Origin of the sequence: Micromonospora sp. M42, assembly GCF_000568915.1 — a bacterium.
In the GTDB taxonomy this organism is placed as follows: domain Bacteria; phylum Actinomycetota; class Actinomycetes; order Mycobacteriales; family Micromonosporaceae; genus Micromonospora; species Micromonospora chalcea.
Genome location: NZ_KK037233.1, coordinates 1676119 through 1697943, shown reverse-complemented (window position 1 = coordinate 1697943; position 21825 = coordinate 1676119). Strand labels below are relative to the sequence as shown.

Here is a 21825-nt window from a genome sequence, read left to right as displayed (position 1 = left end):
CCAATGACGTCAGGCCGCCCGGTACTTGTCGTGACCGATATGCAGAACGGTTTCGTGCGAGAGCAATCAGCGCACATTGTTCCTGTCGTTGTCGACCTGGTGCGCCGTTGGCAGGCCGCCGACGGCGACACGCTCTTCACTAGATATCTGAACTACCCTGGCAGTCCCTTTGAGCGCTTCTTTGGCTGGCAACGACTCCAGTCGTCACCCGACACTGATTTCGTGCCAGAGTTGCGCCCATACGTAGATCGAGGTACGACGCTTGACAAGAGGATCTATAGTCCCTTCACCCCGGAGGGTGTGGCTCTATTCAAGCAGCGCGGATGGGAAGTGTTCTACTTCTGCGGAATCGCAACCGAAAGCTGCGTCTTAAAGGGGGCCGTCGACGCATTTGAGCAGGACTTCACGCCATGGCTGATCGCGGATGCCTCGGCGAGCCACGCGGGCACTGAGGCTCACGAGGCGGGGCTACTCGTTGCCCGGCGTTTTATCGGTCCCGGCCAGGTGATCCGAATGGCCGACATCCCTGCGGCGATCGTAGACCGGACGTCGCAGTCGCCGGGCAACTCCTGAACTGCGGAATTTCCTCGATATTCGGACGGTGCTGGAGACAGTTACTGGTTGGCGACCGGCAGGCGCTGGACCGATGGCTGCGTCGGTGGCCGATCCAGGCGTCGCGGCGAATGAAAGAGGAGAAGTGGCGCGCAAAAGTGTCTTCAAGTTTGGGCTAGTGCTACACATCACGATGCTTCTTGGAAGTGCTGCAATCCTGGCGTCGGCAGCAGCCTATGGATTGTGGCTGGGTCTAGGGTCGCCCAAATTCCCCAACAGCGGCACCGCGACTGTGAAGGAGTTCTATGACGGCGTCAAGTTGGCGCTGGCGGTAGTAGCTGGTGTCGGTGCCGTAGTCGCTCTGTCCGTCGCGTATCGCAAACAGCGGTTGCAAGAGGAGGACGACCGCAGGGCCGAGCTGAACTCTCGACGTGACGATGTAAAGCTATTCAATGAGCGGTTCAAGGCTGCCGCCGAGCAATTAGGCTCGGAAAAAGCAGCGGTTCGCCTATCCGGTGTATACGCATTTCAAGCCCTGGCTGACGACTGGGCAGAGGGTCGGCAGATGTGCGTCGAGGTACTCGCGGCCTACCTACGCATGCCTTTTTTGGGGCCCTACGATAAGCCGAGATCCGAGGTAGCGGGGGATGAGAAGGGTCGACTCTCCATCGTTACACCCCCGGGCTTTGCCGAACTGCACGATGGGTATGAAGAGCTTCAAGTGCGCCTTGCGGTTCAAAAGGTGTTTGCTTCACGTCTGCGTCGGGAAAAGTTAGTCAGGGTCCCGGAAGGATTGCTTAAGCGAATTCCCAATATGCGCGAAGCGCAATCGCCTGAGTATGGTGACCCTGCCTGGCCAAACATCAGTGCGATGCTAAGCGGGGCCACGCTGATAGACGCAGAATTTCATAACTGCGCCTTTGCGGACCTCGATTGCAGGGATGCCGTCTTCTATGGCCGCTCATCTTTCAGTCGGTGCCAGTTCGTAGGGGCTGCTCGATTTGATGGCGCCATTTTCGTGGATTCCGTTGTCTTTAGCGGAGCAACATTTGATGCGTGGGCAAGTTTCGCCGACGCAAGCTTTGTTGGAGGAGTCTACTTTAATTCGGTTACAAGGAACCATGACCTAGAGTTTAATTCGAGCCGATTTTTTAACGCAGCACAGTTTGAACGCATGAAAGTGGGATTCAAGGGTGCGCTCTACTTTTCCAGTGCAAGGTTCAACGGTCCGACCACTTTCTCCGGGACTGATTCCTTTCATGAGGATGCGTTTGTCGACGCGACTGCGGGCAGAAAGGCAACTTTTAAGGACCTGCCGTCTGCGTGGGAGAACGTTGGCGGCAGGCTGGTAAAGCGCGCCCTCGATGATGAACACTCTGGCGCTTAGTAGATGCCTAACCCTCGACGCGGTTAGCACGGGGACAATTTATGTCAGTCCAGGTTGTTTGCCGCATCCTTCCCTTGTGGCCAATGCGGGCGGCAAGCGGCCCGGGCTCCCGGCCCTGCGGGCGACCTCCGGCCATCAGTAGGCCGGTGAGGCTTTGGGATGCCCAAAGCCTCGCCGGCCACGTGGCTCCGCCCCCGAACCCCGGCTCTCCTTAAGCAAGCATCAACGGGGGCGCACCGGGCATCACAAGGGCTAAGGGCCCCTGGTTGGGGACCAGGTCCTTCGTGCGGTAGGCGCGCCACCTGGTCCTGGTCAGGGGGTCTGGCGGCTGCCCAACGAGGTGATCGCCTAGAACCTGGGCTTCTGCGGGACCGTGGCTTGGGGCGCCCGGGTCGCCATCTGGATAATGAGGGTGTGACTGACTCACCTGGGCCGAACGCCGAGCCTAATCGCAAGCGCCTGACGCTCCGCCAACGGGATCTCATAATTGATGCCCTGACGGAGAGAGGTGCTACAAATCCCTGCCCGCGGTGTGGTAACCACGACTTCTCTGTGGCCGACGGTCTATTCGCTCACGGTGTGCAGTCTGACTTGCAGAGTTTCTCGCTAGGTGGCGAGACCATCCCTGTAGCTGTGACAGTCTGCGTCAGGTGTGGATATGTGTCAGAGCACGCTATGGGTGTTCTGGATTTACTCCACAATCCCACCTTTACCGAAGCAGGTAAGGATTCAGAATGAGCGAGCAGGCAGGGTGGTCGGGTGCGGAGGAGATCGTAAGTAAATCGGAACGCCTTCCTGTGCCCCGCAGGAGTCGGAATGCTCCACTAAAGGTTGACGTAGCCCAGAGCATCACTAATACAACCCGGCTTACCGTAAACGTATCCCAAGACGTGCATGTTACCACCAGGGATAAGATAGAGCTCGCATTGCGAAAGACTTTGCCGAGTTACGTCGACGTTGGCTCCTTTCTGGGCCCACTCGGTGTGTTCCTTGCTCTCTTTGTCGGCCTGGTGACCGCTGACTTTCGGACGATGTTCGGAGTTGGTGATGATGTCTGGAAAGCCCTCTTTATCGTCGGGTCTGGGGTTTCTGTCGTCTGGGCTATCCGCAACTTCGTCCGATTCCTAAAAAGAAGCACCCTTGACGACATTGTCGAGGCTGTGGTTGCGGAGGCAGAGGAGCCCTAAACTTTCCCGATTCGGCCGCTCATCGAGGAAAGCGCTCGTGACAACTTGCTGGGGGATGCTCGGTGGCAGGTGATTGGGCCCGCGTGCCCGTTGCGTTGCACAGCAGTTCTACCGGCGGTCGCTCAATGGGCGTGGCAGCCAGCTTGGTAGCTTAGGGCAAGCCAGGTCGCTGCCGAGCCACTTCCGGCGGTGTCACGCTTTCTAAGCCGTGCGTTGCGATCATTGAGCGTGTCAGCGTCCCAGGGACCAAGTGGGGACCACACAGCCTGCACGATGGCGCGCGGCACGACGTCGACCGCACAGCCTTATCTTGGGGATAGCGTGCGTGACGTGCGTGGACGTGTGGCGAAGCGTCCTGGGGGTCAAGGGGTCGTCGGTTCGAATCCGGCCGTCCCGACAAAGAAAAAGCCCTGACCAGCGGGAACACTGGTCAGGGCTTTGATTTTCTTCGATGGAGATTTGAACCGCCCCCCGAAAACCCCCCGTTTACGCGGTGCGGCAACCAAGTTCGTCATCGGTGTGCATCGTTCTCTCCTGGCGGCGGTCCTTGGTTGCTCGGGTGGCTGCCGAGCCGTTCGAGGATGCCGGACACGTCTGGGGCTTGTACCGGCTTGGCGATGTAGTGAGCCGTTTTCATCCTGTGTAGCGGCTGGTCTCGGCGCTGTGCAGGACGAGGATGGCCTTCACGATCGCCGTAGCGCGGCGGGGACAGCAACGCAGCTTGGTCAGGATCTTCCAGGTCTTCAGCGTGGCGATGGCTCGTTCGCCGCGGGCGCGGAGCCGGGCATGACCACGGTTGACGGCCCGCTGGCGGCGGGACAGATTCGGTCGGTATCGGTGGCGCTTGAACGGCGTGCGCACGCTTCCGCTGGCTCCCTGATAGCCCTTGTCTGCGAAGGTCAGCACGTTTGCGCTGGTCAGCGCGTCGATCAGTCTCTGGGTGCGGGCGGCGGTGAGGTCGTGGACCGCGCCGGGCAGCGCGGCCGACGCCCAGACCAACCGCCCGGCCGGGTCGGCCAGGACCTGCACGTTCACCCCGTGGCGCTTGTGCTTACCGGAGTAGTAGGGCCGCTGGTCAGCGACCCGGTCGATGGGAATCAGCGTGCCGTCGAGGATCGCGTACGCCAACCGGGCAGCCCGACGCATGGCGGCGGTGAGGTCGTCGGCGCAGGCGGCGAGCAGGTCGACGGCCTCGCGTAGGTACCGCCACACGGTGGCCACCGACACCTCGAAGCCGGCCGCGAGGCGGGTGAGGGTGTCGCCGTTGCGCAGGTGGGCCAGGGCCATCAGCGCTTGCTGCTGCGCAGGCAGCCTGCGCCAGCGGCCGCCGAGCGCACGTCGGCGGTCGCGGATCAGCTCGGTCAGGCGGGTCAGGCTGCGCGTGGACAGCGGGATGCTGGCAGGATAGGTCAGCAACGAAGCTCCCGTGCTGGGCAGTGCGTCTTGGTCGACTGCTGTCCTACCGGGAGCTTCGTCCTATCCGGACAATCGACACGCCACCCCCGCCTACCTGCTCAACCGCCCTTGATCACGATGAAAAGAGCTCAATGATCCAGTCCTGGTGCACAATTGCGGTGGCTCTCGCCCTCGGCATGATGCGACATGCGCATGCGCATGCGCAGATACCGGCATTGTCACCGGATACCACCCGCAGGTGGGAGACACGGTTGTTCTCGGTAGAGCGGAGCTGGGAGTCCCGCTCGCCGAGAAGTTGAATGGAGTCCATTTCAATGGCAAGGCATACGCCAACATCGGGGAGAACGGTAATCCGCAATGGGTGAACGAAGTTCAGAATGCACTCGGTAATGATGGGATGAACATCGCCGTCGACCTAGGTGGGCTCGACGCGAAGGCGGGTTGGGGTCCCAGAGAGATCTTCGAGGCGGCGGCAAGGCGTGGGAGCGGGCCGGGAGGCTGGAGGGGCAACGCGGGTACGGACTGGGAAATGAGACAGATTATGCTCAAATCCTTCCGAAATCCGAATCTTGCTGGCCGGATAACTTGGTACCTGAACGGTTCGAATGTCACTTCGGCCATGCGAGGCGTACTGGAATGGGAACGGATGCGCCAATGTCTGAGAAGAATCTGGTTGGTGCGCTTAACGGCGAGTTGGATCACTCCCTTGCGCTGAAATTTACGGTGGGCATTGCTTCGGCCGGCACTGCAGTAGCCGTCCTTTCGGTTGGGGAACGATTCGTAAACGTGATCGATAACGATGGCTCATACTTGCTGTCATTCAACTGGAAGGAGCGGCAGCAGGCGCACGGGCAAACCTCCGACATCTCCCACGTCGCCGACGCGGCACGGCGCTGGGTAGAAGGTTCAGGTCTAGAGGATCTCGCCGCCGACCATCCGTTCATCAAGTTCTCCGGGCTTCAACTCGCCTATGAGAGAGGGACTGCTGCCGAGTACCAATGGGCTGCGCTACTTGCCTCGGTTGAAGAAGAGGATCACATCTTCCGGGGCCTTGTTCTCCTGGCCTCGCGTGACAGCGTCCTCAATCGATTCTCTCCTCGCCTGGGCCACCGTTTCGCGTTGTCTGTCGACGAATACAGCGACGGCATTCTCGTCGCGGTGTTCGTCCGCCGTCCCGGACGGTTTGTCATCTTCGGTGACGACGACGGCGTCGAATTCGAGGGTGATGCGGCCCAGATGGTCGACTATTTGGTCGCGCGGCTTCGCGATCGGGTCCCCCGGTGAGCACCCGCCTTCGGGTGGGAGGATGGCCTGGTCGCCAACGTCACTCGGGTTCGGCGTTCCGTCCGCATCCGCTCCTCGACGAACCAGTACTGGTTGGCCCGGTCGGCCAGCGTCGCCCGCCCGGCGGCAAGGCCAACGCCGGGCGCCGCGACCCCTCCGCGACACGCGCCGACCTGCTGGCCGAGATCGTCGCCCCGCAGCTCGAACTCTCAGCCGGCCATAGCTCGGACCGCTTCTCGATCAAGCCGGCCAATGGTCGGATGTCCCCAGCCCGACGGCTCGCCAGGTCGAGGTCCCCGCTTGACGAAACCCATAGGGACACCCCCCGCAGCGGGCCGGCCGTCGGTCCCTCGTTCACGCCACTGGAGAGGTGCCATGACCTCCACGTTTGCCCGACGGTTGACGGGCGCGGTCGGCCAGGTCGCGTTGGGCGCGATGCTGCTCGGTGCCGGCATCGCCCACCTGACAGTCGCGCGCCAGGAGTTCTTGGCGCAGGTGCCCTCCTGGCTCCCGCTCGACGCCGATCTCGTCGTCGTCGCCTCCGGAGTGGTCGAGATCTGTCTCGGGCTGGCCCTGCTCGCGGCTTGGAGACAGCCCGTACGCGGCCTCACCGGAGCGGTCGTAGCCGCCTTCTTCGTCGCGGTCTTCCCGGGCAACATCGCTCAGTTCACCGAAGGGCGTGACGGATTCGGCCTGGACACCGACGCGGCACGGGCGGTCCGCCTGCTCTTCCAGCCGCTGCTCGTACTCTGGGCGCTCGCCGCCACCAACGCGGTTCCCGCGCTCCGCTCACTGCGCCGTAGCCCCTGACACACGAACCGAATCCAACGGCATCCGTCAGCCCGGCTGCCGTTCGCTACCTGGGCGCCAGTTGCAGATCGTCTCTGATGACGACCATGTATGCCCAGATGCCGTCGCCGCACCGACACGAACCCCCATGCCGGCGAGCAGCGTGTCACGATGAACGGGGGTGGGCCGTTCTCGACCGTCGCGACTGCGGCGGCCGGGTGGACGCCCCGGACTTTGACGGGTGCGCTGTTGATGGGGGACCGTGGCGCCGTGGATCTGGTGACGCCCTGTCGTCGCCCCTCGTGTCGCCAGGCCGCGAGGCTGCTCAGCAACTGGATTGTCGCTCCAGTCGCTGTCTGCCGAGGGCGGCCCGTCTACTGCCCCTGGTCGACGAGATCCCGCCGATCAAAGGCATCCGCGGCCGACCCGGACAGCGACCGAAACGCATCTACGCCGACCCTGGCTAACGGCGACCGCGGCGGACGGGCTCGGCCTGAGCTGGCGCCAGGTTGATGACCCGGGCGCGGTGGTGGCGGGTCGTCGGCTGAGCGCGATAGACGCTCACCTCGAGCTCTCGCCCGATATACGGCCGGGCGGTGGCTTGCCGCGCACAGGACCTGAGCGAGAATGGGCCAGTTCGAACTCTGCGCAACCCTGGAAGGACCCTCCCTTGGCCGGTGGACTCGTAGCCCTGCTGGATGACGTGGCGGTGCTGGCCCGAGCCGCTGCCGCGTCGATCGATGACATCGGGGCGGGCGCCGCGAAGGCCGGCGCCAAGGCTGCGGGCGTCGTCGTCGACGATGCTGCCGTCACGCCGCAGTACGTGCGGAGCCTGGCGGCCGAGCGCGAGTTGCCGATTATCAAGCGCATTGCCCTGGGGTCGCTGCGCAACAAGTTCTTCATCATCCTGCCGGCCATGCTGCTGCTCAGTCAGTTCGTGCCCTGGCTGCTCACTCCGATCCTCATGCTCGGCGGCGCCTACCTCTGTTACGAAGGCGCGGAGAAGGTGTGGGCCAAGATCTCCCATCACGATGCCCACGGCGCGGGCGAGGAAAAGGTGCAGGACGAGACGACACTGGTGTCCGGGGCGGTACGAACCGACCTGATCCTCTCGGCGGAGATCATGGTCATCAGCCTCAACGAGGTGATCAATGAGGCGTTCTGGTCCCGCCTGGCGATCCTGGCTGTCGTCGCCGTCGTCATAACCGTCATGGTGTACGGCGTGGTGGCCCTGATCGTAAAGATGGACGACGCCGGGCTGCGCCTGTCGCAACGTTCCGGGGCCGTCGCCACGTTCGGCCGCGGTCTGGTGAGGGCGATGCCGGTAGTCCTCACCGTACTGACGGTGGTCGGCACCGCGGCGATGCTGTGGGTCGGCGGGCACATCCTGCTGCTAGGCACGAACGAGCTGAACCTGCACTTCCTGTACGAGGCCGTGCACCACGTGGAGGTCGCCGCCCACGACTCCACGGGTGCGCTCGGCGGGCTCGTCGGCTGGCTCGTCAACACGGTGGCCAGCGCGATCCTCGGGCTGATCGTCGGAGCGCTGGTCGTGCTGGTCATGACTCTCACGCTCCACCGCCGCAAATCCAAGCCTGCGGCTGCGACCGCGGCGGCCACGACTCGTACTGACGGCACCATCCCCGCCCAGCCGAGCCGTGCAGCTCAGCGTCGCGACGATCCTGCGGACCGAGCGCCGCGCGGTTGACGCACATCATCGCCACTCGACTGCGGGGTCAGGCGTTCTGGTGCTGAACCGCGCTTGGTACTCCAGCCGCACCTGGTGGGGTCGGAGTCTTCGCTGGTAGTGGGCCGTTTTGGCGCGCTATTGGTGTCGTCGTCGCCATCGTGACCTACCGACTCGGCATCCGGTTCGACCGGATGCTGGAAGCGGCCCAACGTCGGCGGAGCCGGGCGTTGAGAGCTGGGCGAATAGGTCGCGGGCACTCCCGCAGTCGGGATGTGCCGTTCCGGAGTCAGCGCTCGACGCCGAACTGGATGCCGTCTCGGCCATCAGCGTACGGCGATCAGAACGGGCGAACCGCGGGCGGCATACCTGGGAAGTCCGCCGACTCGCTCACCGACGCCCACTTCTCGACGTCGTCGAGCGCTGCACGGTAGGCGCGGGTGAGGTTGCGAACCGCCTCGGCGCCGAGCGGGAGCCGGAGTGGCGCGTCGGGTGTGTCGAGCATGTTCCGGATCACCCGGGCGGCTCGTGCCGGGTCGCCCTCCTGGATGCCGTCGGCTCCCTCCATGTTCGCGCGCACGGCACCGGTGACCCCCTCGTAGATCGAGCTCTGCTGCGCTGTGTTGAGCACGTCCGCGGCGTTGAACGCGGTGCGGAATCGACTGGGCTCGACGATGAGGACGCGGATGCCGAACGGTGCGACCTCGCCCGCCAGCGCCTCCGACCAGCCCTCGAGCGCGAACTTGCCGGCTGAGTAGCTGCCGACGGCGGGAAACGACATCCGCCCGCCCTGGCTGCTCATCTGCACGACCGCACCAGAGCGACGTTCCCTCATGTGGGGCAGCACGGCACGCACATAGGCGGCCGGGCCGAACAGGTGCTGCTCGAGCATGGCCCGCAGAGCAGCGTCCGTGATCTCTTCGGCGGCGCCGACCTGTCCGGCGCCTGCATTGTTGACGAGCACGTCGACGCGCCCGAACACCTCCAGCGCCCGCTGCACGACACCGGCCGCTCCGGCCGTGTCGCGCACATCGTGCGCGACGGCGAGGAGCCCATCCCCGTACCGCGCCTTGAGCCCGTCGAAGCGGTCGGCCCGTCGCGCGGTGCCGATCACATGCTCGCCAGCCTGGAGTGCCGCCTCGGCGAGCCCCAGACCGAGGCCGGAACTCGCGCCCGTGATGATCCATGTTCTCGTCTCGGCTGTCGTGGTCACGGCCCCGACACTAGAGCTTCGAGCGCGCTTGAAAGCAAGCCGCGCTCAGGCTCCGGAGGCGACGAGTGGTCCCGCCCGCTTGATCCTCTGCGCGACGATCTCGGTTTCGACGCTGTGCGCGCCGGGGAGCGCACCGCGCACCGTTTGCGTTTCAGGCTGGAAACCGAGTTGTCGGTAGACCTCGGCCTTGTCGGCTGGGCCGGCACAGTGAGACTGAACTGGTTGCCGTAGAAGGCGCGGTGGGGTTCGCCGGCCACGACGGCGCAGGGTAGGCCCGCGAGCCGTGGCTCGGACCGCTATCTGGTCCGGCGAAGCCGGCCCGAGCTACGGCTTGCGATCAGGCCGTGGCCCGGGGGGCGTGGTCAGGCACCTGAATTCGGAAGCGGGCTGTGCTGTGCGGGTTCCTGCGGTGTCACCGTGAACCCCGTCATGGCCAGCGAGAGCAGGCGGGTCGCTGTGGTACCGGGGTCGCGGTCGTTCTCGGTCGCCAGGGCGATCCCGGTGACCAGCGTCGACAGGTCGCCGAAGGTGACGTCGGGCGCCAGCACTCCGGCCTCGGCGGCCCGGCGTACCAGCGGCTCACCCGCCTCGGACAGTTGGTCGGACGCGCAGTAGACGCTTTCGACGCGGCCGCGGTTCAGCGCCTCGGCCAGGCCCCGGATCGTGGCGGCGGCCCGCGTCATCTCGATCAGGAATTCGGCGAGCGCGGCCCTGGGGTCCGGGTTGCCCACTAGTTCGCCCGCGCGGGCGCAGAGGGCGTCGATGCGCTCCCGGAAGACGGCTTCGAGCAGGGCGTGGCGGGTCGGGAAGTGGCGGCGGACCGTGCCGGAGCCCACCCCGGCGGTCCGGGCGATCTGTTCCAGGGACGCGTCGGCCCCGTGCTCGGCAACCGCCTCCGCTGCCACCGCGAGCAGAAGTTCGTAGTTGCGGCGTGCGTCTGCTCGCATGTCTCACCTCGGCGTTGCTAATCGGCGGGGTCCGCCGTATCTTAGCAAGCATAAACGGCGGGCCCCGCCGTTTCTTGGGTTGAGGAGTGTCCATGTCTGATCGAGCACCAGTACTGGTCACCGGTGCTACCGGCCAGCAGGGCGGGGCGACCGCCCGCGCCCTGCTCGCCGCCGGCGTCCCGGTGCGCGCCCTGGTCCGTAACCCTGCTGCCGCCAAGGCCGCCGCAGTCGCCGCCCTCGGCGCCGAGCTGGTCACCGGCGATCTCCGCGATCCCGCATCGCTGGTCCCGGCCGCCCGGGGCGCCCGCGCCGTCTTCTCCGTGCAGATGCCGGAGCTGCGCGGCGACACCTGGGACTTCGAGAGCGAACTCGCCCAGGGCGTCAACCTGATCGAGGCCGCGCTGGCCGCGGAGGTCCCGCAGTTCGTGCACACCTCGGTGTCCGGCGCCGGGCGGCACGAGGACGCCCCCGGCTGGACCGACGGACGCTGGGCCGCGATGGAGCGCGTCTTCCTGCCCAAGGCCGGCATGCAGGAACGCGTCCGGGCCGCCGGCTTCGACCGGTGGACGCTGATCAAGCCGGGCTTCTTCATGGAGAACTTCCTGCCCGACCTGGCCTACCTGCTGCCGCGGGGCATCGCGGGCGGGCTCGCGACGGTCCTCCGGCCGCAGACCCACCTGTCGCTGGTCGCCGTCGACGACATCGGTCGCGCGGCCGCAGCTGCCGTCGCCGACCCCGACCGCTTCCACCGCGTCGAACTCGAACTGGCCGGCGACCACCTGCCGATGACGGAAATCGCGAAGATCATCGGTGAGTCGCTCGGCATCGACGGCACCGCTCCCGACATGACCGAGGCGGAAGCGCTTGCCGCCGGCATGCCGCCGTGGGCCACCACCTCCCACGAGTTCTTGAACGTCGCCGGGCAGCCGGCCCGGCCGGAGTTCGCGCGCGCCCTCGGCATCCCCCTGACCTCGTTCGCTGAGTGGGCCGACCGCCACCTGCGCCCCCTCCGTCAGGGCTGAGGCCAAGGCTTGGTCATTGTCACGCCCATGGACACGCCGTCCGGCCCAAGTCGGCGAGTTTGTCGGCGCGACGTGAGCGATCGGTCGAGTTCGACATCGTCGACGAGCCGCCGACGGCCGTCGACGTTGCGCGGAGCATTCGCGTGAGTCACCGGACGACCTCCCCACTCCGGTTCCGTGGCGCGATCAGCCCCACCGATGGAAGCAGCATGAGCAGGGCAAGCCCAGTCAGGAGAGAAGCCACCCACACGGGGCCGAGGTCACTGGAATCCGACAGCGTCAGGGCCGCAAGTGCCGGGCCGGCGGCGGCTCCTATGTTGAGCGCGGCGGTTGCGTAGGAACCTCCCATGGTGGGCGCTTCGGATGCTGCGTAGAGCACCCGCGCGATGAGCGTGCTACCCACCGCGAAAGCCAGGATGCCCTGGACGAAGACGAGGATCAGCAGCAGTACGGGGTGTGTGGCGACGAGTGCGAGTGCCAGCCACCCCAGGAACAGGAGGGGAGCGGCCACTCCGAGAATCGGACGAGGGCGCCGGTCGGAGAGCCGCCCGGCGGCAGTGACGCCGATGAACGATCCGATGCCGAACACGACCAGGGCCAGCGGTACCCACACCTCGTCCAGTCCTGCGGTCTCGGTGACGACGGGTGCAAGAAAGGTGAACGCCGCGAAGGTCCCGCCGTTGACAAACGCTCCGAGCAGCATTGCCACGAGCAGTCGGGGCTTTCGGAGTTGCGCGAGTTCGAAGGCCAGAGACGCGCCGGCGGCGGGCCCTTCCGCTGTCGGCTCCGAGCGGGGCCGGATCCCCGCGAGGATGCCGACAGCGGCGGGGACACACAGCAGCGCGACTGCCCAGAAGGTCGCTCGCCACCCCATCGCGGTGCCGAGCAGCGCGCCCGCCGGCACGCCTGCGACGACAGCGATCGTCGTACCGGAAAGGAGGGCCGCCAAGGCACGCCCCTTCTGGTTCGGGGCCACGAGACCGGTCGCGGTGGTGAGGGCGACGGCCAGGAAGCCGGCGTTGGCAACCGCAGCCAGGACACGGGTTGCGAACAGCACGGAGAAGGACGGGGTTGTCGCGGCGACGACGTGGCAGAGAGTGAAGATCGCCACGAATCCAAGGAGCGTGGTCCGTGCCGGCCACCGACGTGCGAAGGCAGCCATGAGGGGTGAGCCGACGATCATCCCGACCGCGAAGGCGGAGGTGAGCAGCCCGGCGGACCCGACGGAGACATCGAGGCTCGTGGCGATGTCGGGCACAAGGCCCGCGAGCATGAATTCAGAGGTGCCCATGGCGAAGACGGCGAGGGCAAGCAGATGGAGAGCGAAAGGCATCGAGTTGCTCCGAGGCATGAAACGGACAGAAGGCGTCTCGTCACCACGGCCAACCCGGGGGTCGAACAACCGCCCGCACGCATGCGGTAGTGGGCGGGAGGCTGGAACCTCAGTGGTTCAGGGGCTGACGGCGTGGCCGAAAGCCCCCGAAGTGTCCGACTCGGGGCTCGACATGGACGCCACTTTACCGATGGCTGCCCGGCTCCCGCACATCCATTTTCGATGAGGCAGGCCGCGCGACAGCTGCCTGGTTCGCCCCATTCCGGTAGACGTTGCGATGGCCACGCGATGCTGAGTGGCTCCGGGGCTTGAAATCCTACTTGCTCAGTAGGAAAATTGATCCATGCTGCTTGTTCGGCTGTTCACCTCCCGCCGGGTCGTCGACCTGATGCGGGTCGCCGCGCAGCTCTGTCGCGTGGCGACCCTTCCGGCCTGAGCGGGCGCTCGCTGCCTCTCGGTCCTCGTCCCGCCGGCTCGCGTCCGGCACCTCCGCGCCCGTTTCCGAGCGGCCGCACGTCAACGAGAGGGATCCGTCATGAACAGTGAACCCGCACCGTCCGCACCCCCCGACGCCGCACGACCCACCCGCGCGTTCGCCGACGACTGGCAGGAGTGGCACCGCCGGCACGAGGAGGCGCGGGCGGACCGCCACGGCTTCCTCGCCGTGGCCGGACTGCACTGGCTCACCGCGGAGCCGCAGCGGTTCCCCGGTGTGCCCGGGGAGTGGCGCACCGGGACGGACGGGCCGGTGGTGACCCTCGCCGACGACGAGGAGATCGTCGTCGACGGCCGGCGCATCCGGAAGAGGCATCAGTTCGGGGTGATCGCCGAGCGCGCCGGGATCACCGTGGAGATCGACGGTGGTGTCCTCGAGGTGGCCCGGCGGGGTGGGCGCGACATCCTCCGACCCCGACGCCCCGACCACCCGCTGCGGACGCGCTACGGGGGTACCGCCACCTTCCCGCCCGCCGAGCGGTGGGTGCTCCAGGGGCGGTTCGTGCCGTTCGAGCGTCCCCGGCCCACCACGGTCGGCGCTGCCGTGGAGGGGCTCCAGCACATCTACGACGCGCCCGGCCGGATCGAGTTCTGCGTCGACGGGCTGCCGCTGAGCCTGACCGCGTTCAACGGTGTGACGCCCGGCAGCCTGTCGGTGTCGCTGGCCGTCGGCACGCCGGACGAGCAGGGCCGGGTGACGCTGGACTTCAACCGGGCCGTCAACCTGCCGTGCGCGTACACCGACTTCGCGACGTGCCCGCTGCCACCGACGGAGAACCGGCTGCCGGTCGCCGTCGAGGCCGGGGAGAAGATCCCGTACGAGCGGCTGGCGGCCGACGCCGCCGCCCGTTCCTAGCGCTCCGCGCCCACACCACTCGGGAGGAACGTCCATGACCTCGTCCGCCGACGACCCGATTGACGCCGACGCCGACGCGCTACGCAGGTTGCTGCGCCACCAGGCCAGCACCGTCACTGTGGTCACCGCCCCCGGTGCGCCGCCGGTGGGCTTCACCGCGACATCGTTCACGTCGGTGTCGCTGACGCCGCCGATCGTCTCGTTCTGCCTGAACCTCGGCTCGTCCACGTGGCCGACGCTGGCGCAGGCCCGGCACGTGGCGGTGCACCTGCTCGCACACGGCCAGCACAAGCTGGCCCAGATCTTCGCCACGAGCGGCATCGACCGCTTCGCCGCTCCGACCCGCTGGCGGCCCGGGCCGAACGGACTGCCGATCCTCGACGGCGCCCTGGCCTGGCTGGCGTGCCGGGTCGTCGACCGGGTGGTCGTCGGCGATCACGCGGTCGTGCTGGCCGAGCCGGAGTTGCTCCGGCACGCCGATGTCGGCTCCCCGCTGCTCTACCACCGGGGTCGCTACGCCGGTCTCGCGGACGCTCCGGACGGCACGGCCCGTCGCGCCGCCGCCTGACCATCGGGCCGGCGTCTTGCGCCGGTCGTCGTCGACAGGGTCGCCACTGTGGGCCACCTGTCGGGAACCTGGCGAGGACCGAAGGAGGTCGTATGCGTGCGATCGTCGCCGCTCCGGGCACCGTCGACGGGTTCCGGGTGACCGATGTCCCCGAGCCCGAATGCGGGCCGGGGCAGGTGCTGGTCGAGGTGCGGCATGCCGCCGTCAACAACGGCGAGATCCGTCACCTCGACCTCTGGCCGGCCGGACAGGTGCTCGGGCACGACGCCGCCGGAGAGGTGCTGCGCGCCGCCGAAAGCGGCACCGGTCCCCGGGTGGGCGACCGGGTGCTCGCCTTCGGACCGGGCGCGTGGGCCCAACTCGCGGTGTTCGACCTGGACAGCGTCGCGGTGGTGCCCCCCGATGTCGACCTGTCCGAGGTTGCCGCGCTGCCGATGGTCGGCCTCACCGCGCTGCGGACGCTGCGTGAGTCCGGTCCGCTGCCCGGGCGTCGCGTACTGATCACCGGGGCGTCCGGGGGAGTGGGCCGAGTTGCCGTCCAGTTGGCTCGGCACGGGGGCGCGTACGTGATCGCCGCGGTCGGGTCGGCGTCCCGGGGCGACGGGCTGGCGGCGCTGGGGGCCGACGAGGTGGTGGTCGGCCTGAAGGGTGTCGGCGACCCGGTCGACGTGGTGCTGGACACCGTGGGAGGCGCCCAGCTGGTGGCCGCGTGGGGTCTGCTCGCGCCAGGCGGGGTGCTGCACAGCATTGGCTGGGCCTCCGGTGAGCCGGCCGTCTTTCCGGTGAACTCGACCTTCGCCCCGGGCGCGTCCCGGACGCTGCGGTCCTTCGGCGACACCACCGCCCCGGCCGCCGATCTGGTGCTGCTGGTGGACCTCGTGGCTCAGGGGGCGCTGCGGGCGCCGATCGGCTGGCGCGGATCGTGGCGTCACCTCGGGGGCGCGATCGAGGCGCTGCGGGAACGACGGGTGCCGGGCAAGGTCCTGCTCGATCTGGACTGACTGTGACGCGCAGCGGTGAGTGCCCGGCGGATCGGTCCCGGCCCGGAGCGGGTCTAGGTCGACCCGCCGGACACATTCGGATCGGGCAAGTGGGAGATCGACGGGTGGGAGAGCAGACGGCGCTCCCGGCGGGGACCGTCCGCCTCCACGAGCGGCCTGTCGGACACATGTCAGCGGGGAACCGACGGAATCGCCGACTGCGGGTCGACCCCGGCGAACGCCAGCCCGATGACAAAGCCGGCGACCTCCTCCAACTGTCGTACCCGGTCGAGCGTTCCGAGGACCGCGGGAACTCCACCGACGTCTCGCACGAGCGACCCGACGACATCGAGTGCGCGCTCGTCGTCACCGCACATGGCGACCGTGACCGGTCCGGCATCGGGCGTCACCCACCGGTCGGCCGGGAAGAGATGGAAAGCCTTGACCACGTGCGCGCCGGGTGCGAGGGCGGCGATGTGGCCGGCGGCCGACCGGGCGGGTTCCGTCCGGAGGGTGCCGACACCGTGCTCGACGGCGTTCGTCGGGTCGATCAGGGCGAGGCCGGCCAGTGCGCCGGCGGGCCCGCCGGCCGCTGTCAGCATCTCGGTGACGCCGTCCCAGTGGACCGCGAGCAGAACCGCGTCGGCGCCGGCGGCGACCGTCGGCACGGGCCGCGCGGTGCCGCCGATCCGGTTCGCGATCGCTTCGGCGGCGGCCGTCGAGCGACCCCCGATGATGATGTCGTGTCCGGCCCGGGCCCAGCCGGTGGCCAGTGCCGTGGCGAGGTTGCCGGTGCCGAGGATTCCGATACGCATACCGTCACGCTAGGCAGGCCGACGCGCACCGGATGGTGCATGTCGGGCGTGCCAGGATGGGCGCATGGGTGACGGCGACCTCTGCGAGGAACTCGTAGCCGACTGCCGGATGCGGATGGCGACGGACCTGTTCGCGCACACGTGGGATGCGGTCGTGCTGGCCGCGCTGGCCGAGGGCGCCCTCCGCCGCCGCTCACTGCGGGCACGCATCGGAGGAATCAGCGACAAGGCGCTCACCGAGGCCGTACACAGGCTGGTCGGCAACGGCCTGGTCGAGCGGCGGTTCTTCCCCCAGGCGCCGCCCCGGGTCGATTACGCGCTCACCGATCTCGGCCGCAGCTTCGCCGACGGCCCGATGCGGGCGCTGGGCGCCTGGGTCACCGAGCATGGCGACGAACTGTTCGAGGCGCAGGAGCGGCTCGGCGCGTCGTAGCACCGCGAACGGCCCGGGCTGTTCGCGTACCCCACCCACTGAACCGCCCGGAGTCGTCGGGGTCGGCGATGACCTCAACCGGCGGTTCAATGCGCTCTTTGGTGACGTGGGCCAGGACTCAACGGGAAGCCCGTCACCGTGACGGGGCCGTGAGGTTTCCATACGCCCATTGGCGTGGACGCTACGTGCCTCGCGCCGGGTCGTGCTCACTCCAGCCCTGATCGAGGATCCGGAATCCCGCGTCGAGCATCGGATCGGTGTCACTCGTCACGAGTAGCTGGATCTGGAGGGCGAACCGGGCGTAGATCCGGATGTCGTCGCTCGGCTGGGACAGGCGGAGATCCTCGGTGATGGCTGCGACGAGTGCGTCCTCATGGCGGAGCCACATCCGGGAGGCGTACTCCTGGAGGGCCGGTGTGGCTTCCATCAGCGACATGACCCGGCGGCGGAGCGGCGCTTCCTCGCCGGACCACATGGCGACGAATTCGGAGCGGTAGTGGGCCTTCAGCGCTTCCGAGATCGAGAGGCCGGCCGGCCGCTCGCGCACGGCGGCGACGAGTCGCTCGCGTTGCGCGTCTTCCTCGTGGAAGAGGAGTGCCTCCTTCTGGGGGAAGTGGGCGAAGACAGTGGTGGGGGAGACGTCCGCCTGGTCGGCGATCTCCCGCACGCTCACCGCGTCGAAGCCGCGCTCGAGGAACAGCTCCTGCGCAGCTCGCAGGATCGCGGCCCTGGTCATGGCCTTCTTGCGCTCGCGCCGCCCAGTTCGATTCGGCTCCCTTGCCATGCCGTCATCGTACAACTCTGACCATGATGGTATTGACACCAAAACTGGTATCACTACACTTCCGTAGTGATACCAGGCTCCTCTGCCCCTGTCGACCTCGCCGAAGGGCTCCCGGCCATGACACAACTGGTGAAGGCAACGCCGAAGGCAACCGTCTCTGCGGCGTACCGGAGCGGCCAGCGCCGGCCCGCCGGGGCAGCGCTCGCCGCCGCAGCAGCGATCTTTCTGCTGCTCGAGTTCGTCGCCGCCGCGGCCTGGCGGAGCCCGCCCTACAGCTACACCTACCACTACATCAGCGACCTCGGAGTCCACGGCCCGTTGACCGCGTTCGGCCAGTACATGTATTCGCCCCTCTGGTGGGTCATGAACACCGGCTTCTTCCTCTTCGGAGTCCTGGTGTTCATCGGTGTCGCCCTGCTCAACGGCCTGCGAGGCTGGCGCCGGGGGGTCCTGCTCGGCATGGCCGCCCTTGTCGGTGCCGGCGGCGTCGTGCTGGCGCTCTTCCCCGGCGACGGCGAAGCCGACCGGCAGGGCACTGTCGACTTCCACGGTCTGGGCGCCATGGCCGCCATCGTCGGCGGCAACATTCTGATCATCGTGCTCGGGCGCATGTACCGAGACCTCCGCATCGGCAGGAAGCCCGGGAAGGCCATGGTCATGCTCGGCGCCTTCGGACTCGTCTCCACGGCGGCTTTCCTCGCCGTCGCCGGCTCAGGGGCCAACGTCTTGGTCGGCCTCGTCGAGCGCTGCGCCGTCTACCCGATCCTCATCGGCCTCATCTCCGCAGGGGTGTCCATCTGTCGCCGCAGCTACCGGGACACTGCCGCGCTCTAGTTCGCGGCCGAGAGGGAAGAGCACCTACCGTGGTCGCCGGCGACCACGGCAACGGGAGTGGACATCATGCTCGACGTACGCCACCTCGATCTCGAAGAGATCGCCGCGGCGCTGCAGGACCAGAGCGCGTACGAGTACCGCTGGCTCATCGATCCGGCCAGCGGGAAGATCGTGATGTGGACGGCTGACGGCGGCATCGACGGGAAGACGCCGATCGACCTCGATGAACTCGATCTGGTTCCGATCGAGGCGTTGCCGCCCTCCGTCTGGCACCGCGACATGGTCGACTTTGCCCAGCGGGTCAGCGACGAGCAGGCGGGCCGCAGGCTCTTACGGGCCGTCCAAGGCAGGGGTGCCTTCCGGCGGTTCAGGGACGAACTGCACGACGAGTATCCGCACCTGCTGACGGTCTGGCATGCCTTCCACCAGGCTCGGGCAACCCGCCGGGCCATTGACTGGCTGCTCGACAGATGCCTGATCGATGACGCTGCCGCGAGCCGCTGTCGGACCGAGCACCCTGACCCGGACGTGCCGTGAGTCGAGCAGTCCGAAGAGGCGGGGGCAGCAGAGCAGGGTGATCGAACCTATTCGACTTCTCGGAGCAGGGCGGTCCGCCATGCAGAGACGCGAGCCCGCATGTCGGCGACCTCATGCGATGCCAGACCGTAGTCGGTGAAGTCTTCGTCGTCGAAGCGGTCGACGTGGCGAAGCATTGCGGCGAACACGCTCCGGTCGAATCCGTCGTCGGCGGCGTGCGCGAGGTCGCAGAGCTGGTCGAGGGTGTACCGGCCGCTGATGGCGGCATCGATGTCGAGGAAGTCGCGGGCGCCTGAGTCGCAGGTCGATGTCGGCGCGGCGACGCCTGGCGCGGCGAGCGCCTGCTCGTGCTAACCTACCAATCGCTTGGTTGGTTGATACGGACGTCATGCCGGCTCCCAGACTCACGCCGGGGGAGCCGCCTCACTACGCAAGGAGACCTCGCGATGGAGGTACTCGTGGTCGGTGGAACCGGCATGATCGGGGTCCACACCGCCCTTCACCTGCGCGACCGGGGAGACAACGTCACCGTCGCCGCCCGAGGGACGGTCGACGCGGACTCACCCGTCGCCGGCCTGCCCGTCCTCCGCGGGGACTACGCCCGCCAGACCTTCACCCGCCAGGACCTGGCCCCCTTCGACGCCATCGTCTTCGCGGCCGGGCAGGACGTACGCCACCTGCCCCGGGACGCGGACGAGGCCACGTTCTGGAAGGAGACCCAGAGCGCGGGGGTGCCGGCCTTCGCCGCCCTCGCCAAGAGCGCGGGCGTCTCCCGCTTCGTCCAGGTCGGCAGCTACTACCACCACCTGCGACCCGACCTGGCCGACTCCAGCGCCTACGTCGCCGCCCGCCGCGACGCCGACGAGGGTGCCCGGGCGCTGGCTGACGACTCCTTCACGGTCTGCACTCTCAACCCGCCCTCGATCATCGGTGCCATCCCCGGCGTCACGGCAAAGCGCTACCGCCGCATGGTGTCCTGGGCGGCCGGCAACGAGCCGCAGATCCCCGACCACGCGCCGGCCGGCGGCACGAACTACATGTCGGCCCGGTCCCTGGCCGAGGCGATCGGCGGCGCGCTCGACCGTGGCGCGGCGGGCGCGGCCTACCTCGTCGGTGACGCCAACCTGACGTTCACGCAGTTCTTCCAGCTGCTGGTCGACGCGGCCGGGGGCAACCGCACCATCGCCGAGCGCGACGAGCCGCACCCCTTCATGCCCGACTCGATGATCGTCCAGGGTCGCGGGAACGTCCTCGCCTATGGGCCGGATCCGGCCGAGACCGCGCTGCTCGGCTACACCCGCGGCGACTGCGAGCGCGCCGTCGCCGAGCTCGTCCAGGTCGTCCGCGCGGCGACCGCTCGCGCGGCGTGACCGGCCTCGACGCGGCCGACCTCACCGCGCTGCGCGCGCTCTCCGAGACGTACGCCGCAGCGGCCGACGACCGCGACTCGGCAGCGATCGGCGCGCTGTTCGTCCCGGACGGCGTCCTGGTGGTTCCCGAGCCGCCGGCGCACCTCGGCCCGCACGTGCCCCACGTCGGCCGCGCCGCTGTCGTGGCCGCGTTAGGGGCGCTCGCCGGCACCCTGGCGACGACTCACGTCGTGGCCGGGGCGCGCTACCTGCCGACGTCGACCGGGGCCCGTGGCCGGGTTCGCGGCACGGCCCACCACCTGGTCCCCGGTCGCGACGGGCCCTCGGACGTGGTCTGGTTCCTGCACTACGACGACGAGTACGCGCGTACCGGCGAAGGATGGGCCTTCACCCGTCGCGCGGTGACCGTCAACTGGATCGAACGCCACCGCGTCTCCGTGACCCGGGCCGACGAGGAAGGAACCGGCAGATGAGCGCCACCCGCAGGCTCGAGGGCCGGATCGCTGTCGTCACCGGCGGCGCCCTCGGGATCGGCGGCGGCATCTCCCGCCGTCTCGCCGCCGCTGGCGCCCACGTCGTCCTCGTCGACATCGACGGGGAGGCCGCCACCGGCACCGCCGCCGACATCCGGAGCGCCGGCGGCGAGGTCGAGGTCGTCCTCGCCGACGTACGCACCGCCGACGGTGTCGCCGCCGCGGTCGCCGCCGCTGCGGCCGTCGACTCGGGGCGGGTCGACGTGCTCGTCAACAACGTCGGCGACTTCCGCCCGGCCGCCAAGACCTTCCTGCACTCGACCCCGCAGCAGTGGCAGGCGCTCTACGAGATCAACCTGTGGCATGTGCTCGCGATGACGCATGCGCTGCTGCCCGGCATGGTCGATCGGGGCCGTGGCGCCATCGTCAACAACTCGACAGTCGAGGCCTTCCGGGGCATCCCGGCGTGCGCCCCGTACTCCGCCTACAACGCCGGGGTCAGCGCCTTCACCAGGAGCCTCGCCGTCGAGGTCGCCGGTCACGGGGTACGGGTCAACGCCATCGCGCCCGACCTCGCCGACACGCCCCAGACACCGGCCGCGGCGATGCTGCGCGGACGCGACCCGGAGCTGATCCGTACGTGGATCCCCGTCGGACGCTTCGGCGAGCCCGACGACTATGCCGCCGTGGTCGAGTTCCTCGCCAGCGACGACGCCCGCTTCGTCACCGGGCACACGATCCCCGTGGACGGAGGGACCCTGGCGGCCTCGGGCTGGTACGCGCGTGCCGACCGCAAGGGCTGGTCGAACATGCCGAACGAGGCGTGACCGTGGACGCCGGGGCTCGTCGCCGGGTCCCGGCGT

The 21825-nt window shown here is 67.9% G+C and carries 23 protein-coding genes and 1 pseudogene; 18 read left to right on the top strand and 6 right to left on the bottom strand.

Annotated elements, in window-relative coordinates:
- Positions 1-3: 3 nt before the first annotated feature.
- From MCBG_RS07570 to MCBG_RS32375, 3 genes are all read left to right on the top strand, one after another.
- The gene (locus tag MCBG_RS07570; protein WP_043324861.1) at positions 4-573 is read left to right on the top strand and encodes a cysteine hydrolase family protein; all 570 of its coding nucleotides are present in this window, start codon (positions 4-6) and stop codon (positions 571-573) included.
- Between the two features lie 28 nt (positions 574-601).
- Positions 602-1939 carry a pentapeptide repeat-containing protein gene (locus MCBG_RS31580; protein WP_140946079.1) on the top strand — a complete coding sequence of 446 codons (1338 nt, stop codon included), beginning with the start codon at positions 602-604 and terminating at the stop codon, positions 1937-1939.
- 734 nt (positions 1940-2673) lie between these two features.
- Entirely contained in the window at positions 2674-3126 is a 453-nt protein-coding gene (locus MCBG_RS32375; RefSeq protein ID WP_140946078.1) for a hypothetical protein, read from the top strand.
- A gap of 633 nt (positions 3127-3759) precedes the next feature.
- Here the strand turns inward: MCBG_RS32375 and MCBG_RS07560 are convergent.
- Complete coding sequence (locus MCBG_RS07560) at positions 3760-4542, bottom strand: IS5/IS1182 family transposase (protein ID WP_043324857.1); 783 nt, start codon at positions 4540-4542, stop codon at positions 3760-3762.
- Positions 4543-5196: 654 nt separating this feature from the next.
- Between MCBG_RS07560 and MCBG_RS07555 the strand changes: the two genes are divergently transcribed.
- From MCBG_RS07555 to MCBG_RS07545, 4 genes and pseudogenes are all read left to right on the top strand, one after another.
- The gene (locus MCBG_RS07555) at positions 5197-5826 is read left to right on the top strand and encodes a hypothetical protein (protein ID WP_124778910.1); all 630 of its coding nucleotides are present in this window, start codon (positions 5197-5199) and stop codon (positions 5824-5826) included.
- A 375-nt stretch (positions 5827-6201) separates the two neighbouring features.
- On the top strand, positions 6202-6636 hold the full coding sequence (locus MCBG_RS07550; RefSeq protein WP_043324855.1) for a DoxX family protein: 435 nt from the start codon (positions 6202-6204) through the stop codon (positions 6634-6636).
- A gap of 350 nt (positions 6637-6986) precedes the next feature.
- Positions 6987-7079 (top strand): annotated as a pseudogene (locus tag MCBG_RS32365) (IS5/IS1182 family transposase); the annotation flags it as partial.
- Positions 7080-7285: 206 nt separating this feature from the next.
- Positions 7286-8323 carry a DUF808 domain-containing protein gene (locus MCBG_RS07545; protein WP_043324854.1) on the top strand — a complete coding sequence of 346 codons (1038 nt, stop codon included), beginning with the start codon at positions 7286-7288 and terminating at the stop codon, positions 8321-8323.
- Between the two features lie 319 nt (positions 8324-8642).
- Here MCBG_RS07545 and MCBG_RS07540 read toward each other — a convergent pair whose 3' ends face one another.
- The gene (locus MCBG_RS07540; protein WP_043324853.1) at positions 8643-9515 is read right to left on the bottom strand and encodes an SDR family NAD(P)-dependent oxidoreductase; all 873 of its coding nucleotides are present in this window, start codon (positions 9513-9515) and stop codon (positions 8643-8645) included.
- Positions 9516-9877: 362 nt separating this feature from the next.
- Positions 9878-10462 carry a TetR/AcrR family transcriptional regulator gene (locus MCBG_RS07535; protein WP_051611065.1) on the bottom strand — a complete coding sequence of 195 codons (585 nt, stop codon included), beginning with the start codon at positions 10460-10462 and terminating at the stop codon, positions 9878-9880.
- A gap of 92 nt (positions 10463-10554) precedes the next feature.
- Between MCBG_RS07535 and MCBG_RS07530 the strand changes: the two genes are divergently transcribed.
- On the top strand, positions 10555-11484 hold the full coding sequence (locus MCBG_RS07530; RefSeq protein WP_043324852.1) for an NmrA family NAD(P)-binding protein: 930 nt from the start codon (positions 10555-10557) through the stop codon (positions 11482-11484).
- Between the two features lie 148 nt (positions 11485-11632).
- On the opposite strand, the gene MCBG_RS07525 is transcribed toward MCBG_RS07530, so the two are convergent.
- A complete protein-coding gene (locus tag MCBG_RS07525; protein WP_043330318.1) occupies positions 11633-12817 on the bottom strand; it encodes a Cmx/CmrA family chloramphenicol efflux MFS transporter in 1185 nt (394 codons plus the stop codon).
- Positions 12818-13352: 535 nt separating this feature from the next.
- Here MCBG_RS07525 and MCBG_RS07520 point away from each other — a divergent pair.
- The 3 genes from MCBG_RS07520 to MCBG_RS07510 all read left to right on the top strand — a co-directional run bounded on the left by MCBG_RS07520 (position 13353) and on the right by MCBG_RS07510 (position 15737).
- Positions 13353-14168, top strand: a complete 816-nt coding sequence (locus MCBG_RS07520; protein ID WP_043324851.1) for a DUF1684 domain-containing protein — start codon at positions 13353-13355, stop codon at positions 14166-14168.
- A gap of 34 nt (positions 14169-14202) precedes the next feature.
- Positions 14203-14736 carry a flavin reductase family protein gene (locus tag MCBG_RS07515; protein ID WP_043324850.1) on the top strand — a complete coding sequence of 178 codons (534 nt, stop codon included), beginning with the start codon at positions 14203-14205 and terminating at the stop codon, positions 14734-14736.
- A gap of 92 nt (positions 14737-14828) precedes the next feature.
- The gene (locus MCBG_RS07510; RefSeq protein WP_082930949.1) at positions 14829-15737 is read left to right on the top strand and encodes a zinc-binding dehydrogenase; all 909 of its coding nucleotides are present in this window, start codon (positions 14829-14831) and stop codon (positions 15735-15737) included.
- Positions 15738-15907: 170 nt separating this feature from the next.
- Here MCBG_RS07510 and MCBG_RS07505 read toward each other — a convergent pair whose 3' ends face one another.
- Complete coding sequence (locus MCBG_RS07505) at positions 15908-16531, bottom strand: NADPH-dependent F420 reductase (protein ID WP_043324849.1); 624 nt, start codon at positions 16529-16531, stop codon at positions 15908-15910.
- A 64-nt stretch (positions 16532-16595) separates the two neighbouring features.
- Here MCBG_RS07505 and MCBG_RS07500 point away from each other — a divergent pair, with 64 nt between their 5' ends.
- A complete protein-coding gene (locus MCBG_RS07500; RefSeq protein ID WP_043324848.1) occupies positions 16596-16964 on the top strand; it encodes a winged helix-turn-helix transcriptional regulator in 369 nt (122 codons plus the stop codon).
- A 181-nt stretch (positions 16965-17145) separates the two neighbouring features.
- Here the strand turns inward: MCBG_RS07500 and MCBG_RS07495 are convergent, their stop codons facing one another.
- Positions 17146-17763, bottom strand: coding sequence for a TetR/AcrR family transcriptional regulator (locus tag MCBG_RS07495; protein ID WP_223201126.1), 618 nt, complete (start codon positions 17761-17763; stop codon positions 17146-17148).
- Between the two features lie 102 nt (positions 17764-17865).
- On the opposite strand from MCBG_RS07495, the gene MCBG_RS07490 reads away from it, so the two are divergent.
- The 6 genes from MCBG_RS07490 (at position 17866) to MCBG_RS07465 (ending at position 21789) form a co-directional block, all read left to right on the top strand.
- Positions 17866-18582 (top strand): DUF998 domain-containing protein, encoded by a 717-nt coding sequence (locus MCBG_RS07490; RefSeq protein ID WP_043324847.1) that lies wholly within the window; start codon positions 17866-17868, stop codon positions 18580-18582.
- 66 nt (positions 18583-18648) lie between these two features.
- Positions 18649-19119, top strand: coding sequence for a UPF0158 family protein (locus tag MCBG_RS07485; protein ID WP_043330312.1), 471 nt, complete (start codon positions 18649-18651; stop codon positions 19117-19119).
- 113 nt (positions 19120-19232) lie between these two features.
- Positions 19233-19415: a hypothetical protein gene (locus MCBG_RS32360; RefSeq protein WP_140946077.1), complete on the top strand. Its 183-nt coding sequence runs from the start codon at positions 19233-19235 to the stop codon at positions 19413-19415.
- 150 nt (positions 19416-19565) lie between these two features.
- Positions 19566-20489: an NAD-dependent epimerase/dehydratase family protein gene (locus MCBG_RS07475; RefSeq protein ID WP_043324846.1), complete on the top strand. Its 924-nt coding sequence runs from the start codon at positions 19566-19568 to the stop codon at positions 20487-20489.
- Positions 20486-20962, top strand: coding sequence for a nuclear transport factor 2 family protein (locus MCBG_RS07470; RefSeq protein ID WP_051611063.1), 477 nt, complete (start codon positions 20486-20488; stop codon positions 20960-20962). The genes MCBG_RS07475 and MCBG_RS07470 overlap by 4 nt, the downstream gene beginning before the upstream one ends.
- Positions 20959-21789, top strand: coding sequence for an SDR family NAD(P)-dependent oxidoreductase (locus MCBG_RS07465; RefSeq protein WP_043324845.1), 831 nt, complete (start codon positions 20959-20961; stop codon positions 21787-21789). The genes MCBG_RS07470 and MCBG_RS07465 overlap by 4 nt, the downstream gene beginning before the upstream one ends.
- Positions 21790-21825: the final 36 nt, after the last annotated feature.

What these genes read in the sequence shown, in the direction of transcription:
- MCBG_RS07535 (WP_051611065.1), bottom strand. Translation starts at nt 10,462, where the DNA reads ATGCGAGCAGACGCACGCCGCAACTACGAACTTCTGCTCGCGGTGGCA.
- MCBG_RS07520 (WP_043324851.1), top strand. Translation starts at nt 13,353, where the DNA reads ATGAACAGTGAACCCGCACCGTCCGCACCCCCCGACGCCGCACGACCC.
- MCBG_RS07550 (WP_043324855.1), top strand. Translation starts at nt 6,202, where the DNA reads ATGACCTCCACGTTTGCCCGACGGTTGACGGGCGCGGTCGGCCAGGTC.
- MCBG_RS07555 (WP_124778910.1), top strand. Translation starts at nt 5,197, where the DNA reads ATGTCTGAGAAGAATCTGGTTGGTGCGCTTAACGGCGAGTTGGATCAC.
- MCBG_RS32360 (WP_140946077.1), top strand. Translation starts at nt 19,233, where the DNA reads ATGCGATGCCAGACCGTAGTCGGTGAAGTCTTCGTCGTCGAAGCGGTC.
- MCBG_RS07505 (WP_043324849.1), bottom strand. Translation starts at nt 16,531, where the DNA reads ATGCGTATCGGAATCCTCGGCACCGGCAACCTCGCCACGGCACTGGCC.
- MCBG_RS07465 (WP_043324845.1), top strand. Translation starts at nt 20,959, where the DNA reads ATGAGCGCCACCCGCAGGCTCGAGGGCCGGATCGCTGTCGTCACCGGC.
- MCBG_RS07525 (WP_043330318.1), bottom strand. Translation starts at nt 12,817, where the DNA reads ATGCCTTTCGCTCTCCATCTGCTTGCCCTCGCCGTCTTCGCCATGGGC.
- MCBG_RS07530 (WP_043324852.1), top strand. Translation starts at nt 10,555, where the DNA reads ATGTCTGATCGAGCACCAGTACTGGTCACCGGTGCTACCGGCCAGCAG.
- MCBG_RS07510 (WP_082930949.1), top strand. Translation starts at nt 14,829, where the DNA reads ATGCGTGCGATCGTCGCCGCTCCGGGCACCGTCGACGGGTTCCGGGTG.
- MCBG_RS07490 (WP_043324847.1), top strand. Translation starts at nt 17,866, where the DNA reads ATGACACAACTGGTGAAGGCAACGCCGAAGGCAACCGTCTCTGCGGCG.
- MCBG_RS07515 (WP_043324850.1), top strand. Translation starts at nt 14,203, where the DNA reads ATGACCTCGTCCGCCGACGACCCGATTGACGCCGACGCCGACGCGCTA.
- MCBG_RS32375 (WP_140946078.1), top strand. Translation starts at nt 2,674, where the DNA reads ATGAGCGAGCAGGCAGGGTGGTCGGGTGCGGAGGAGATCGTAAGTAAA.
- MCBG_RS07475 (WP_043324846.1), top strand. Translation starts at nt 19,566, where the DNA reads ATGGAGGTACTCGTGGTCGGTGGAACCGGCATGATCGGGGTCCACACC.
- MCBG_RS07485 (WP_043330312.1), top strand. Translation starts at nt 18,649, where the DNA reads ATGCTCGACGTACGCCACCTCGATCTCGAAGAGATCGCCGCGGCGCTG.
- MCBG_RS07570 (WP_043324861.1), top strand. Translation starts at nt 4, where the DNA reads ATGACGTCAGGCCGCCCGGTACTTGTCGTGACCGATATGCAGAACGGT.
- MCBG_RS07500 (WP_043324848.1), top strand. Translation starts at nt 16,596, where the DNA reads ATGGGTGACGGCGACCTCTGCGAGGAACTCGTAGCCGACTGCCGGATG.